Raw genomic sequence first — 14,698 nt, 5'->3', positions numbered from 1 at the left:
AGGAAAATTAGTCAGCTTGAACTCGACCCGGTCAATCATATCAACAATGATATTGAAGCGATCAAGCGTAAAAAGCTAAAATTGAAAGATGAAATTTATCGTCTGCTAAAAAGTTCTGAAGCCGATCCCCTGACCTAAGATCAACTGCTTAATACAGACTCAGATCGTGCGACAATCGTTGACAGCCTGTGGGCGATTCAAACATTTTGGCCAGATGTGCGGAGATTTTCCGAAGCATAAAAAAAGCCCTGAACAGCCAAAGTAAGCACTTTGATCAAGCTCAGGGCTTTGATATTTCATTCCCATGAGCTAACTCATGGGAATATTCAGATGATTAAACTTGTTCGATGTCTTTCATGGTCAATTTGATACGGCCACGGTTGTCAACGTCTGCAACCTGTACCTTCACTTCTTGACCTTCTTTCAATACATCTGCAACGTTCGCAATGCGTTCGTTCGAGATTTGAGAGATATGAAGTAAGCCATCAGTACCCGGAAGAATATTCACGAACGCACCGAATTCAACGATACGAATCACTTTACCCACGTAAATTGTACCTGGTTCGATCTCAGCAGTTAATGCTTGAATTTTAGCAACTGCAGCAGCGGCTGCCGCTTTAGTTTCACCGAATACGCGAACTGTACCGTTATCTTCAATATCGATTGCAGCTTTCGTTTCTTCAGTAATCGCACGAATCGTCGCGCCGCCTTTACCGATTACATCACGGATTTTGTCCGGGTTGATGTTGATCACTTGGAAGGTTGGTGCATGCATCGAAATTTCAGGACGAGCGCGTGAAATTACTTGGTTCATCTCATTAAGAATGTGCATACGACCGGCATAAGCCTGGTTCAATGCAGACTCCATGATCTCTTCAGTAATCCCTTCGATCTTGATGTCCATTTGCAGTGCAGTAATACCGTTTGCAGAACCTGCGACTTTAAAGTCCATGTCGCCAAGATGATCTTCATCACCCAGGATGTCAGAAAGAACTGCGAAACGCTCGCCTTCTTTCACCAGACCCATCGCGATACCCGCAACTGGTGCTTTCAATGGAACACCGGCATCCATAAGTGATAGAGAAGCACCACATACAGAAGCCATTGAAGATGAACCGTTCGATTCTGTGATGTCAGATACGATACGGATCACGTACGGGAAGCGGTCAGCTGCAGGAAGAACCGCTTGAACACCACGACGTGCTAGACGACCGTGACCGATTTCACGACGCTTAGGACCAGATTCACGACCCGTTTCACCTACAGAGTATGCAGGGAAGTTGTAGTGAAGCATGAAGTTGTCAGTTTTAGTACCTGCAAGGGTATCAACCATCAACGCATCACGGGTATTACCCAAAGTTGTTGTAACCAATGCCTGAGTTTCACCACGTGTGAACAATGCAGAACCGTGTGCACGACCTAATACGCCCACTTGTACATCGATTGCACGAACAGTTTTAGTATCACGACCATCAATACGTGGCTTACCAGACAAGATGTTGTCACGAACCGTGCGGTATTTAAGATCTTCGAAGAGTTCGTTTACTTCGTCAGCAATACCTGTTTCATCTTCTTCAGGAACGAACTGAGCAACCGCTTCTGCGTGAAGTGCATCAAGCGCCGCATAACGGTCTTGTTTCACAGCAATTGTGTAGGCTTCAGAGATTTTCGCTTCGAATGCATCTTTTAATTGACCAAGAAGCGCTTCATTTTTGCTTGGAGCAACCCAAGTTGACTCCACTGCGCCAGCTGCTGCAGCAAATTCTTTGATCGCTTGAATCGCGATTTGCATTTCGTCATGACCGAACAATACAGCGCCCAGCATTTGGTCTTCTGAAAGTTCTTTCGCTTCAGATTCAACCATCAATACTGCAGCTTCAGTACCTGCTACAACCAGATCAAGATCAGACTCTTTTAACTGTTCGTGGTTCGGGTTCAGGATGTATTCACCGTTGATCAAACCAACGCGCGCGCCGCCGATTGGACCACGGAAAGGCGTACCCGCAATCGACAATGCAGCAGAAGTACCCAGCATTGCAGCAATGTCAGCATCCATGGTTTTGTCAGATGAAATTACTGTCGCAGTCACTTGAATTTCGTTGAAGTAACCTTCTGGGAACAATGGACGAATTGGACGGTCGATCAGACGTGAAATTAAAGTTTCAGCTTCAGACTGACGGCCTTCACGCTTACCATAACCACCCGGGATACGACCTGCAGCATATTGCTTTTCTTGGTAGTTAACAGTCAATGGGAAGAAGTCTTGACCGGCTTTTGCTTTAGGTTGCGCTACAACAGCAACAAGAACCTGTACGCCGCCCATGGTGATCACAACAGTGTTTGCTTGACGTGCAACGCGACCTGTTTCAAGAATCACGTTGTGTTGACCGAATTGGAATTCTTTACGAATAATATTAAACATCGACATGTTTTATTTTTTCCTAGTTCTTGTGAACAATTATTCTAGTGGAGACCCCTAAGGTTTGGCATTCACGACCATATAGACGAACAAATGACAAAGCTTAGAAGCCGACCTCACCAGATTAAATACTATTTTTAAACACAAAGAAGGAGCGAAACATTCGCCCCTTCCACTGGCCTAGCCAAAAGCTAAACCGACTTTAGTTTTCAGCAATAAAGCACAAAGCATGCAATAACCCGAAAATAAAGTTTAAATCGAATTAACGACGTAAACCTAAAGCACCGATCAATGCTACATAACGACCGTGGTCTTTACCATTTAGGTAGTCAAGCAGCTTACGACGTTGGTTAACCATACGGATTAGACCGCGACGGCTATGGTGGTCGTGTTTGTGCTCTTTGAAGTGACCTTGTAAGTCATTGATTTGAGCAGTCAAAAGAGCTACTTGAACTTCTGGTGAACCAGTGTCGTTTTCAGCGCGTGCGAATTTAGCAATGATCTCTGCGCGATCTGCGTTAGTTAAAGCCATTCGATTTCTCCGAGATGCTTATATATTTTGATAAAAATCAATGTAATGAGAATTCAAAACCTTGACTGCCGTGCATCACTACAGCAAGTTGCATATTTTAAGGGAAAATGCGCCAAATTGCAAAAATAGATCAGCACTTTTAAATGTTTTCAATCGGTGATTTATTTAAAGCGAAGCTGTTGTCCATTGATCCTGAGTTATTCAAGATCTGTACTGTTTTAAGCGAGATCATCTAGACCACTTAAATAGAGAAATCGACCTAAGCAATTAGAACGCTTTTTCTATTGTTTTAATGTACCGTCGTCTGTCTGAATAAAAAATAGATAAAAAAAAGCCCGAGTTTAGTCGGGCTTTTTGGCGCTGTAGTTCTTTCTCTTATCATTATTATTTATTGTGTTTTTTATAGCGTTTTACGCTTGTTATTATTTTCAAACATCCTGTTGAAAAATCACCTTCCTTGTGTGGTAGATTTTGCCATATTCTACAAAGACAAGTAGAGGCATTTAGCGTATCTTGCTGTAAGCTATTTCGTACAATAACTAGCCTAAAAGTTGCATAATATTACATTAATACCACTTTATTTAACCTAATTCGCTTAAATCCAGCCATTCCACAACAATATCCAACTTTAGAATTAAGGTAAATATCTAGTATTTTGAAATATAAATTAATTAAATATAAAAAAGCCTTGTAGTCTCTCCCAAAACTACAAGGCTTAGCGGCTGTAAGTTTCCTCTTTTTACTTACCTCACTGTAAGTTCGCTGTCTACTGACATTCTTTTTATAATTATACGATTATGCTCAACTTTCCGTGTTGAGTTATTTTGTATGACCAATCTTCTCAAAAACTGAGTAAAAGCTCCATGCGGCAATTTCTTGAATCCGTGTAAGCTTTTACCTACAAGATCTGATTATTTTTTGCCAATAAACTAGTAGATTGTTCAAGTATTTTTTGACTTAAACCACTTTTACGTGTGGTTCGTACGCATAAGGCTTGTGTAAAAGCGTCACAATCTACCAATAAACTGACCACTTTTTTAGCACGGGTAATTGCAGTATAAATCAACTCTTTACTTAATAGATTTTGCGCATATTGATCCAGCACCACTGCGGTATGTGCAAATTCTGAACCTTGAGATTTGTGAATGGTCAGTGCAAAAGCGGTTTCTATACTCTTTGGCAAACGGGTGGCTAAGACCCATTTTTCCAGACTCGAAAAATAGACTTCAAACTGGCACTGACCAGACTGCTCACGTAAAAAACAGATGCCAATATCACCATTGGATAAACCCAGTTGATAATCGTTATAGGTCATCATGACCGGCCGCCCGACATACCAGTCACCCTGCTTCAGTTGACCTTGAGCGGCTAAAAAGCGTTGTTCAATCTGTAGATTGATTTTGAACAAGCCCAGATCACCAGAACGAATCGCAGTTAAAATACGGTAATCATCAAATGATCTCACCACCTGTTGTACATATTGCTCGAAATCATCTAAGCCTTGCTTATTTTTGACAGCCTGTGTATAGGCCTGATAACCATACATCAACTGATCATAATATTGATTCAATGTAGTGGCCGTCTGTTCAGCACCAGGCGCTAAATATTGCAACTGGAGCTGGTCAATCTCAACCTGATCCAAGGTGATGGCTTGTAATTCACTGGCAGTGACAATCTGCTGCTCAAATTTTTGCAGGACATTGGCAGCTTCATGCTGCTGCTGAATAAAATCAGCCATTGCCCCAATCTTGGCCCCTGCTTTAAAACGTCGTGTGGTGATTAAGTTGACCCGATTATCCTGCAAAGTCGCAACCTGTTGCAGATCTGCCAGAACGGTACCGACATCCACAGAAGCCAACTGATCTGCATCGCCAAGTAAAATCAGACGTGCCTGAGATGGCACAGCGGCCAGCAACATCTGTGACAGACTTAAATCCAGCATCGAGGCTTCATCGACCACAATTACGTCATAGGGCAAAGGCTGTTTGGCATGAAAACGTGGCTGTTCGCGCGTGCCCAATCCCAATAAACGATGCAGGGTCACGGGTTGTAACTGTTGTAGTGCAACTATTTCAAACTGCTGCAAAACTTCAGTCTGTAAGGCTTTTTGCAGCGCTTCTTTCATCCGCTGTGCAGCCTTTCCGGTCGGCGCGGCCATGGCAATCCGGATATTCGGCAGCGCGTCATATAAAACTGCAATAATATGCGCCAGCGTATAAGTTTTACCAGTTCCCGGCCCGCCAGTAATAATACTGAAGGCTTGCTCTGCCACCATTTGCAGGGCTTTTTGCTGCTGTGGATCTGAGAGCAGACTGCGGTCACGTGCTGTTAACTCCAGGGCTACAATAGACTGGGTCTTGATTCGTGCTATATGCGTTGCCACTGCCTGTTCCAGCTGCCAGTAGCGGTACAGATATAAATGCTGATCTTCAAACACCAAGGGGGCAATACCCGTGCCTTGCTGAGCATGATCACGCACCAGATTATGCAATAATGCCATTTGTTGAGGGAGCGCTTCAATGCAGCTATCGCCGGCCTGCATCGCCTCAAGCAATTGCTGAATCAGTAATTTTGCTGCCGGATCAAATGTAGCCGAGCTAAATGGAGGCTGACATAAATAGTCAATCCAGGCCATCAAACTGGCGTTTTGTTGCGACACGTGATTCTGCTCATTTTCCACACAGTTATCCTCAAAGTTATCCACAGGATAATTTTCTGTTTAATCTCTATATATTTTATCAGGCAGCAAAATTATGCTGTTTTTTTCTGCTCAAAATAACCCAAAATCTGATCCAGTTTTTCAACGAATTCGATGTCTGGTTGCCAGTGATATACACCTTGTTCCATCTGCCCGTGCATACCGCGTAAATATAAATAGCTTGCGCCGCCCAGATGCTGCTGCATTGAATACGCCTGCATATTTGCGTTCAGATAACGATGCAGGGCCACCAGATACAAGGCTGCCTGCAACCAGTAACTGGACTGGCTCATATTCTGCTGAATCGCCTCAGCGGTATAATGCTGTTGATCTGGGCCGAGAAAGTTACTTTTATAATCGGCAATATGGTAACGCTGACCATCAAAATACACCAGATCGATGGAACCGGTCAGATAACGTGCCGATTTGGCCTCATTAAAATCGCTCATGACCATGTCATGTTCGAGAAAAAGCTGATGGATTTGCCGGATCTGCAAAGGCGCATCGGTCAAGGACAGATAAAAAGGAAATTCTGACAGATACTGTTGATCACCCAGTTGTGCCAAAACAAAATCTGCCTGAATCGGAGTAACCAGAATGTCATGCACCCAGTCATGCATCAGATTGAGTAAAATATCTTCCCTAATTTCATCAAGCAATCCATCTAAAGCAGTCTGGAATATGCTTTCGACATTGAGCTGTTCAGGACTTGCAAGGTGTGCAATCTGGGCCATTTCCTGTTCAAAAAACAGGATAAAGCTGTCATCATCCAGCTCGGTGAAATAACGCTCAAACTGACTTAAAAAGAGCATCAAGGCTGATCGGTCTTGCTGTGCCGATTGAAATAACTGTCGCCATTGTTGACGATAAGCTTCGCTCTGATCATGCAGGCGAATGCCGCTCAGCAATTTATAGTTCAGGCTGGACAAAACGCGTTGCATACTCTGTTGCAACTCATCTGCTTTGAAATTTGCCTGCGCTGCGGCTTGAAACAGGCTACGCAGATTCACCGCTGCGGCCTGATAATGCGGCGCAAAGGTCTGCTCCAGCACAGTACGCAGTTGAAAGGCCTGTTCGAATTTTTCTTTTAGCTCCTGCCAGATTTGCGGTGCAGTATTTTTAAAACGACGGCGAATTTCCAGATTCCAGTAACTGCTATCCTGAAAATTGATATGTTCAAAAATACTGTGCAAGAAAGTTCCGGCCACCGTACCTTTGGGGAAATTCAGCTTGATCCAGTCTAGCGGTGTGACAGCCGGCTGATCTGCTAAAGCATTCAGATTGATTTCATCCGCTGCACTATCCGGGTGTTCCTGTGCATTGACCAGATCATCCTGCAAAACTGGCGCATGTGACTGGTGTTGCGACAATGCGGTAAAACTGGTTTTGGTGCGTGGATAAAACTGCCGCTCTGGCAAAGGTTGCGCCCGCATGTCAATCTGATGATGGTTCAACTGCTCGACCAGACGCGGTGGTTCCTGAGACAGAGGCGGCTCGACCAGACTTAAAGCATGTCGAAACAGTTGATCTCCCTGACCACGCCAGAAGGCCAGCCCGGAATCGGACTGTGCGTTCTGGTCCTGCAGCATGGCATATACCCGGTGACTGGCACGGGTCAGCGCCACATACCAGAGCCGGTGGTTTTCGGCAGCATTACGCGCTGCATTCTGCAGAATCGCCTGCTCATGTAAATTCTTGTGATTGACTGCAATCACCCGGGATTGTTCCAGAATGTTGTCCTGTTCAGACACAGACAGGGAAAAATTCAGATTGCCTTTATTCACATCAAAAGCAGCATCTGCTCCCAATAAAAACACCACTTTAAATTCCAGCCCTTTGGAGGCATGAATGGTCATCAGCTGCACCCCATGATCCCCAGACAGCTTACGTTCCTTTTCGCTGTCCTTGCCTGAAGGCGACTGGAGCTGGCGCAAATACCAGTGATAGAGTTTTTGCGCCCCCTGATAATATTCGCTTTGCTGACTCAGCATCTCGGTCAGATGGCGCAAATTGACCACCACCCGCTCATTGTCCAGACTTTGACTGGCCACCAGATTGGTCCAGACCTGAAACAGGTTCAGTGCATAATTCCATGCGGTCAAAAAGCCTTTCTCAAACCACATTTCCCGAATTATATCCAGATCGGCAATATAGCGACTGAGGCCTTCACTCTGGCTTTGCAAATCAATCAGTTTTTTCAGATTGAAACCTAGCAGACGGGTTAGTAAAGCCCGCTTGACCTTGGCCTCATTGAAAGGATCCATGATCGCCGTCAATACTGCCGCGACATCCTGCGCAATAGCACTGGCAAAAACACTTTGTTTGGACTCTTTATAACAAGGAATACCCATACGCTGTAGGCGCTGCTTGACCTGCTCAAGGGCAAAATGTCCAAACCCTAGCACTGTAATATCATCGGCTTTCAGGCTTTGAATACTGTTCTGCTGCTGAAAATATAACTGCTGTTGAGCAGACTGATTGAGGAGTGCACGGATTTTCCAGGCCACCTGATCGGCTTCTACATCCGACTCACCCAACTGAATCCAGCGTAAGGGCTGCGGATTGCAGACAGCGCTATCGATGAGATCCGGATGTGGCCGACTACCGGCCTGAATCAGGGTGTACTGCACCTGTTCACCAAAATCCATCTGGCATTGAAATAAAGCATCGACCACTTCGACCAGCGCTTTGACCGAACGATGGTTCTGCATCAGGGTATATTCGCGGCCCTGCTTCTGCCGCACGTCAGCATGTGCCTTGTTATAGGTCAGCATGTCGCCACCACGGAAACCATAAATCGCCTGTTTCGGATCGCCGACCATAATCATGCAGCCGGATTGAACCCGGCTGGCATCCCGCCAGATCTTGGCCAGCAGGTCATCCTGATCCTGATTGGTGTCCTGAAATTCATCCACCAGAATCAGCGGATAACGTGCCTGTACAAACTGGGCAAAGCGCTGGCCTTGTTGTCCTTGCAGTGCTTCTGCCAGTGTGCGGATTTGCTGGGAAAAAGTCGTTTCACCCTGCTGTTGCAGGGTTTGCGGCAAACGAGTTTGCACACTTTGAATAATATGAAATTCCAGATAGGTCGTGAGCTGCTTCAACTGCTCATCCAGATCCTGTTTGACCTCACACAGTGCATCAATTGCCACAATCAGGCTGTGTTGCAAAATCAGCTGCTGCTCCGCTTCCGGACAGCTCTTGTTAAAAACCTGAGTGGTCGGCTGGAAATCAGTTTTTTTACGGCGTAAATGGCACAGATTCAGTAAAATCGGTTGCAATTCCGCATCAAAGAAACTCATGCCACCCTGAGTTTTTAGGGCTGCGCTCCAGGTCATAAAGTTTTCACAAACGTCGGTTAACTTGGTCAAAAAACTCTTGTGAAAATACTTTGGACTTTCCTGACAATAGCGCCGCATGACTTCGAGATCATGCTCATGAATATTCAATAATTGGGTAATACAGGCTTCTAATTTACCTAGATCACATTCAGCCGGCTCGACCTTCTGGAATTGCTGATTGCTAAAATTCAGGGCATCCCGAACCAGCCCGGTATAATGCTCGACCGGTTTCAGCAGATTCTGCACATACAGATGATTGACCATATATTGGGGCTGCTGCTGAATCCAGTCACGCAGCACATCATGAATCAGTTGCTGGATATATAAATCCTGATCTTCGGTCAGTTCAGCACGTTCAATCTTGCCACTTTCAAAGGCAAATTCACGTAAAAGTTTCTGGCTAAAGCTGTCCAGCGTCCCGACAAACAGTTCATCCAGCTGGTTCAGTACCAGACGCAAACGGCGACGGGCATAGTCCATCCGTGTACCATAATCTTTCAACACCTGCTGAAATAAAGGATCAGTTTCGCTCTGAATCTTCGCTGCAATTTCCACAGAATTGAGCTGCTGATGACGCTGGATATAGGCCAAAGTTTCTTCGACCCGCAGCCGTACCCGGTTTTTCAGTTCGGCCGTTGCCTTACGGGTAAAGGTGGTTGCAATCACCTGATGCGGATAATACTGATCCAGAAAAATTCGCACCATCAAACTGGATAAAGTATAGGTCTTGCCGGTGCCTGCCGAGGCCTCAATCCAGTGTAAGCCCCGGAACGTCATGTCCTGAATCGGATTGGTAGAAATGGCTTTTTGCATCTGCTGCTTTAACACGGTCATATTGCTATTTCACCCATTCCAGATGTTGGTGAATCGGCGCATACAGAGCATGGGCGAAATCATGACAGCAGCGCTGCAAGGCCAGATCCGGGTCCTGATCCTGCAAAATAAACTGCCAGTCCTGATGCAACAGGCTGGATTCATCCGAAGCCAAAGGCTTGGCACTTTCATAGCTATTGTTCCAGGCTTTTAGCAGTTCCGGCATTTCCACAATGGTCATTTTGCCCTGTTCATTTTCGGCCCACTGCCACTCTTTTTTCATCAATAATTCTGCCGGCAACACCAGTGGCTGCTTTTGACCAATTTCCCAGGCTTTGAACCAGAACTGTAAATATTCTCGCGCTTTACTCGAACTCAATCCGGAAAACTTCAGGGTTTTATTACTGAAAATCACAATACGTTCCAGTTCTGGTGAGCGTGCATCATCATTTAAGTAAGCCAGCCATAACAGATATTCCAGCCAGATCTGGGCACGGCGTTTTTCCGAGGCCGAAGAAGATTGCAGACTTAACCAGTAACTGCTGTGCGAGGCTTGTGGTACGCTGATATGAATGATCAGTTCAGGACTAAATTGCAGGGATTGCTGGGTCACCGGCGTCAGTTCTTTGCCGAGCTGTAGCAAACGTTCTTGCAACAACTGCTGTTCCTGCTGACTGCTGAGCCAGGTGGCTTGCTGGGTTTTGCCTACTGGCAAACGGTCTAGCATCAAGCTCGGCTCAATCTGCTGATCTTGTTGTAATAGAAAATCCCGCACCTGATATTGTTCCAGCTTGTTTAATAACAAGGGCTCACGGGAACTCGGCAAATCTGCATAGCGAATTGTGGAAATTCCGACACTTTTCAGAAATAAACGTGCCGGGAAAATCATGTCCCGAATCCACTCATCCCCTTTCAGCACCCGTAGTTCTTTTTGTTCAACTGCCGGATAATGCGCATTGATCCAGCTGCTGCGCTTGCCTTCGGCACTTCGGATATATTCTGCCACCGCAAACCACTGATCCCGATAACGCGGTGTTTGCGCATCTGCAAATCCGGCTGGATCAAAAGGCTGCAAGGGATGTACATGATAAAGCTGCTGGATATGTTGGGCGACTGACAGACCATTGATTTCCACCACAGGATCGACTTCGGCATCCGGCTGTTCCGACTGACAGATGAATGCGATATGCTGAATCAGTTCCTGCAAGGCAGTGGATGGATCTCGGGCCTCGCCATCGTCCAGATCAAAGCCATTATAAAACAGCCATAAATTATCCTGCGCCAATAGTAAGGCATCCAGAAAAGCACCCTGCTCATCATCCAGACGCGAACGATCGCCGAGTTGCGGCTTCAGGCTGCGCATCAGATCAAACGGCACCTGCTGATTCCGGCTCGGAAACTTACCGCTATCCAGATTCAGCATCACCACCAGCTGATAAGGGAGTGGCCGGATCTGGCCAATCTGGCTAAAAGTGATCTGTCCGGTTGGTTCGGCCTGATCCAGCTGCATTTCTAGCGTATTCTGAATTTCTTCCAGCACATAAGGCAAAGGCAAACTCAGTGCCACCAGCTCCTGACTGGCATGTGAATCATCCTGCTCATGATAATCAGCCAGGGTCAGCATCCGCATCTGCTTGTCGATAATCTCGGCAACAGTTTTGAGCGATTCCACCCCGGCATCACGAAATTCATTCAGGTCAGCCCGCAAATATTCCAGCCAGGTTTTCACCGGTGTGCGCTGTCCGGTCTCATGCAAAGTCAGCCAGTCACGGCGCTGCACCAGATCCTGATAAATCTGGATCAGGGTTGAAATCAACGGGAAATCACTGGTCAGAACCTTGGCATAACTCAAGGTATCCTCAAACATTGTATGTTCAGGAATGGCCAGGCCCAAAGCCAGACGGTCTAGCGCGAATTTAAAACTAAAACGGTAATCATCATCGCCTGCGCTCAGGCTTTGCTGTAAATGCTGCTGGTCCAGACCGCGCTTGAAGCCAGCCTCCGTCAGCAACTGCAACATCCGTTCTACCTGACTATAGTCCAGAGCATAACGTTGCTGGGTGGCATTCAGGCTGAGCCAGTCGGCAAAGTCCTCAATACTGAAACGGCGACGTACCCACTGGATCCGGCCCAGTACCGCGCGCCAGGCATTGCTAACATCCAGACGCGACACCCCGGCAATCTGGATCGGTAAATACAGGTTATCTTTCTGCAACCGTTGGCTGCCGATCTCACGCTCACGTGGTGGCGGGGCAAAGACACTGCGAATCGCCGGTTCCAGTTCTTTCAGATTCGGACTCAGCACCAGAATGTCGCTCGGTTGCCGTGGCTGCTGTTCCGTGCCTTGTGCCAGCCAGTGAATGAGCTGTTCTTTGAGTACTTCCAGCTGACGCAACGAGGAATGACAGACATGAATCTGCACCGAATCATCGGCCGGACTTAAAGCATATTGATGCTGTTCAGGTTCGAGTAAATATAAAATATCTGACTGGATTTTTGCCAGCAGCTTGTCCTGATAGTCATCGACAAAAACATCGGCCCAGAGACCTTCTTCTCCAGAAGACAGTTTGGAGAGTAAAGAGAAATGATCCCGCGCCTGCTTGCCAAATCGGGTCAACAGCGGATGCCGCGATTCACGATCTTCGGCATTAAAGTTAAGCTGCTTGATTCGAAATTCTTTCAGTTCAGCATCATTCGGTTTACGTTGGCGAGTTTTTTCAAAGCGCTGAATAAAGCGCTCTTCCCGTTGCAGATCAAATTTGGCTTTCCAGTCCGGATCGACACTGTCGGCCCAGTATTCCTGCGAGGGGTTAAAATGAAAGATATAAATGTCTATGTATTGCCCCAGCCGGCGTAAAAAGTCCAGCTGGCTGGGCGGAAGTTCCAGCAGGCTAAATACCACTATCTGTGCCGGCAAGCGTTTCAGGGCTTCGCTTCGTGTTTCCGGATTCTCCAGCCGTTCCCAATACAGGCGCTCAATCTCCAGAATTTTGGCATAATCCTCCTGAAATACATGCTGCCACAACCAGCGTTGCCAGGCTTCCAGCTCACGCGCCTGAATTTTGACGAAATCGGCCACCTGCATTTCGTGACCATTTTCATCTTTGGGACTATAAATCATCTGCTCGATATCCAGCGCAATATCCTGTCCCCAGGCCTCTAGCCAGTTGGTCGGGCAGCTGCAGCTTTGCGGTGGACAGTTACGTGCACAATAACCGCGATAATCCATATAATGGCTGAACAGGCGCGATACCTGCTCGGCCACCCAGTACAGCATGCTCTGTTTTTTCAGCTGTTTTTCCGTGCCCTGCTCCAGCCGGTCGGCACTGTCGTAAATCCGCTTTACAATTGAATACAGCGGATGATCGACGTCTAAGGGAATATGTTCTGGCAGAATACATTTACGCAGTGCCTGAAACACGCGCCATTTGATGATAATACGCGGAATATTGGCTTCTCGAACCTGTTCGACTTCTTTAGGCGCATTCAGCACCCACTGATAAGACGTCCACTGAAAGGCACGAATCCGGTGATGGAACTGGCTATTGGCACTGATGCCTTTCTTCTCGGCAATTTTTTGAGTCAACCAGCTTTCTACGGCCGGAGACGGCACAATAAAATGCCGGGGCTGTAACACTTCAAACGGATGCCGGGCAGTTTGATTGACAATACGCAGCATACTATCCAAAAGCACATCAATGCGTTGACTCTGAATAACATGGATTGCCATCGTTTCCCCTGAACTGCTGAACTAGTTTTACTACAAAATGATAAAGATTAGTTACTATACATCTCGAGCGCTGTATGACACTTTAAAATCACACTTCAGTCGAAAAATTTCTTTGAAAAAAGCATCTTAATGATGCTTGCATAGAAAAAAACAACATAGAGCTTAGGTAGTGCCCATGAAATTAGATAAAATTCCTGAACGTATCGATCCAAGCTTAGATTTGGAACAAATTCGTGCCGAGTGCCTGGAACTCACCAAAAAACGTGCCTACTATTCTGCGGGTGCCGCCATTATTCCAGTGCCGTTTATGGATGTCGTCATTGACATCGGCATCTTGTCGCAATTGATTCCCGAGATCAATGCCCGCTTCGGACTGGCGCCTGATCAGATCAGTGTCTATGATCCCAAAACCCGTCAGGTGCACTGGAATGAGCTGCGTAAACGCGGCGTAGAATTTTCTGGTCTGGTGGTCGCGCGAACTGCTGTCAAAAAATCTTTGAACAATGTTGCAGCGAAAGTGATCACAAAGCAAGTGACAAAATTCATTCCCCTGGGTGGTCAATTGATTGCCGCCAGTCTGGGCTATTTTGTCATGAAAAAAATTGCCGAAGCCCATGTCGAGGAATGCTACCGTGCGGCTAAAAATATCCAGCAAAAACAGGTCGCTCAAGGTTAAGCACATTTGAGCTCAATATTTTAAACAGCTGAGCCCGTGCTACTTCAGGCAGATTATTCTGCCTGAAGCTGTTTTAAAATGGCCTTTAACACCTCGACCCGTGCGGTATTTTTATCATCGGTCGCAATAATATGCCAAGGCGCATAATCGGTCGAGCTACGTTCAAACATGTCGGCTGCCGCTTTCAGATAATCCTCCCAACGTTCCCGGTTACGCCAGTCATCCTCAGTAATTTTAAAACGCTTATGCGGTGTATCTTCGCGTGCCTTGAAACGTGCGGCCTGTTCATCTTTGGAAATGGCCAGCCACAGTTTGATCACCACGGTTTGATGCTTGACCAGACTTTGCTCAAAACGGTTAATTTCCGCATACGCACGTTGCCATTCTGCGGCACTGGCAAAACCTTCTATCCGCTCTACCAGCACCCGCCCATACCAGGAACGGTCAAAAATACAGATATCATCATCGCTTTGCAGCTTGGTCCAGAAG

The 14,698-nt window shown here is 46.4% G+C and carries 7 protein-coding genes and 1 pseudogene; 2 read left to right on the top strand and 6 right to left on the bottom strand.

Annotation, left to right across the window (positions count from 1 at the left end; all coding sequences use genetic code 11):
- On the top strand, positions 1-138 hold a 138-nt coding region (locus FTV48_RS12530), incomplete at its 5' end, for a YdcH family protein (RefSeq protein ID WP_180000547.1).
- A 196-nt stretch (positions 139-334) separates the two neighbouring features.
- On the opposite strand, the gene pnp is transcribed toward FTV48_RS12530, so the two are convergent.
- From pnp to FTV48_RS12505, 5 genes are all read right to left on the bottom strand, one after another.
- Positions 335-2,422, bottom strand: coding sequence for a polyribonucleotide nucleotidyltransferase (pnp, locus tag FTV48_RS12525; protein ID WP_171063368.1), 2,088 nt, complete (start codon positions 2,420-2,422; stop codon positions 335-337).
- 259 nt (positions 2,423-2,681) lie between these two features.
- A complete protein-coding gene (gene rpsO / locus FTV48_RS12520; RefSeq protein ID WP_004637724.1) occupies positions 2,682-2,951 on the bottom strand; it encodes a 30S ribosomal protein S15 in 270 nt (89 codons plus the stop codon).
- A gap of 898 nt (positions 2,952-3,849) precedes the next feature.
- Entirely contained in the window at positions 3,850-5,631 is a 1,782-nt protein-coding gene (recD, locus tag FTV48_RS12515; protein WP_180000545.1) for an exodeoxyribonuclease V subunit alpha, read from the bottom strand.
- Between the two features lie 71 nt (positions 5,632-5,702).
- Complete coding sequence (locus tag FTV48_RS12510) at positions 5,703-9,824, bottom strand: UvrD-helicase domain-containing protein (RefSeq protein WP_180000543.1); 4,122 nt, start codon at positions 9,822-9,824, stop codon at positions 5,703-5,705.
- Positions 9,825-9,828: 4 nt separating this feature from the next.
- A complete protein-coding gene (locus FTV48_RS12505; protein ID WP_180000541.1) occupies positions 9,829-13,533 on the bottom strand; it encodes an exodeoxyribonuclease V subunit gamma in 3,705 nt (1,234 codons plus the stop codon).
- Between the two features lie 175 nt (positions 13,534-13,708).
- Between FTV48_RS12505 and FTV48_RS12500 the strand changes: the two genes are divergently transcribed.
- Complete coding sequence (locus FTV48_RS12500) at positions 13,709-14,209, top strand: hypothetical protein (protein ID WP_005095328.1); 501 nt, start codon at positions 13,709-13,711, stop codon at positions 14,207-14,209.
- Positions 14,210-14,262: 53 nt separating this feature from the next.
- Here the strand turns inward: FTV48_RS12500 and FTV48_RS12495 are convergent.
- Positions 14,263-14,698, bottom strand: a pseudogene (locus FTV48_RS12495) (phosphate--AMP phosphotransferase); the annotation flags it as partial.

The organism is Acinetobacter sp. YH18001 (genome assembly GCF_013416975.1).
Lineage (GTDB): Bacteria > Pseudomonadota > Gammaproteobacteria > Pseudomonadales > Moraxellaceae > Acinetobacter > Acinetobacter pseudolwoffii.
The sequence above is the reverse complement of the archived record's forward strand: the minus strand, read 5'-3'. Positions and strand labels throughout refer to the sequence as shown.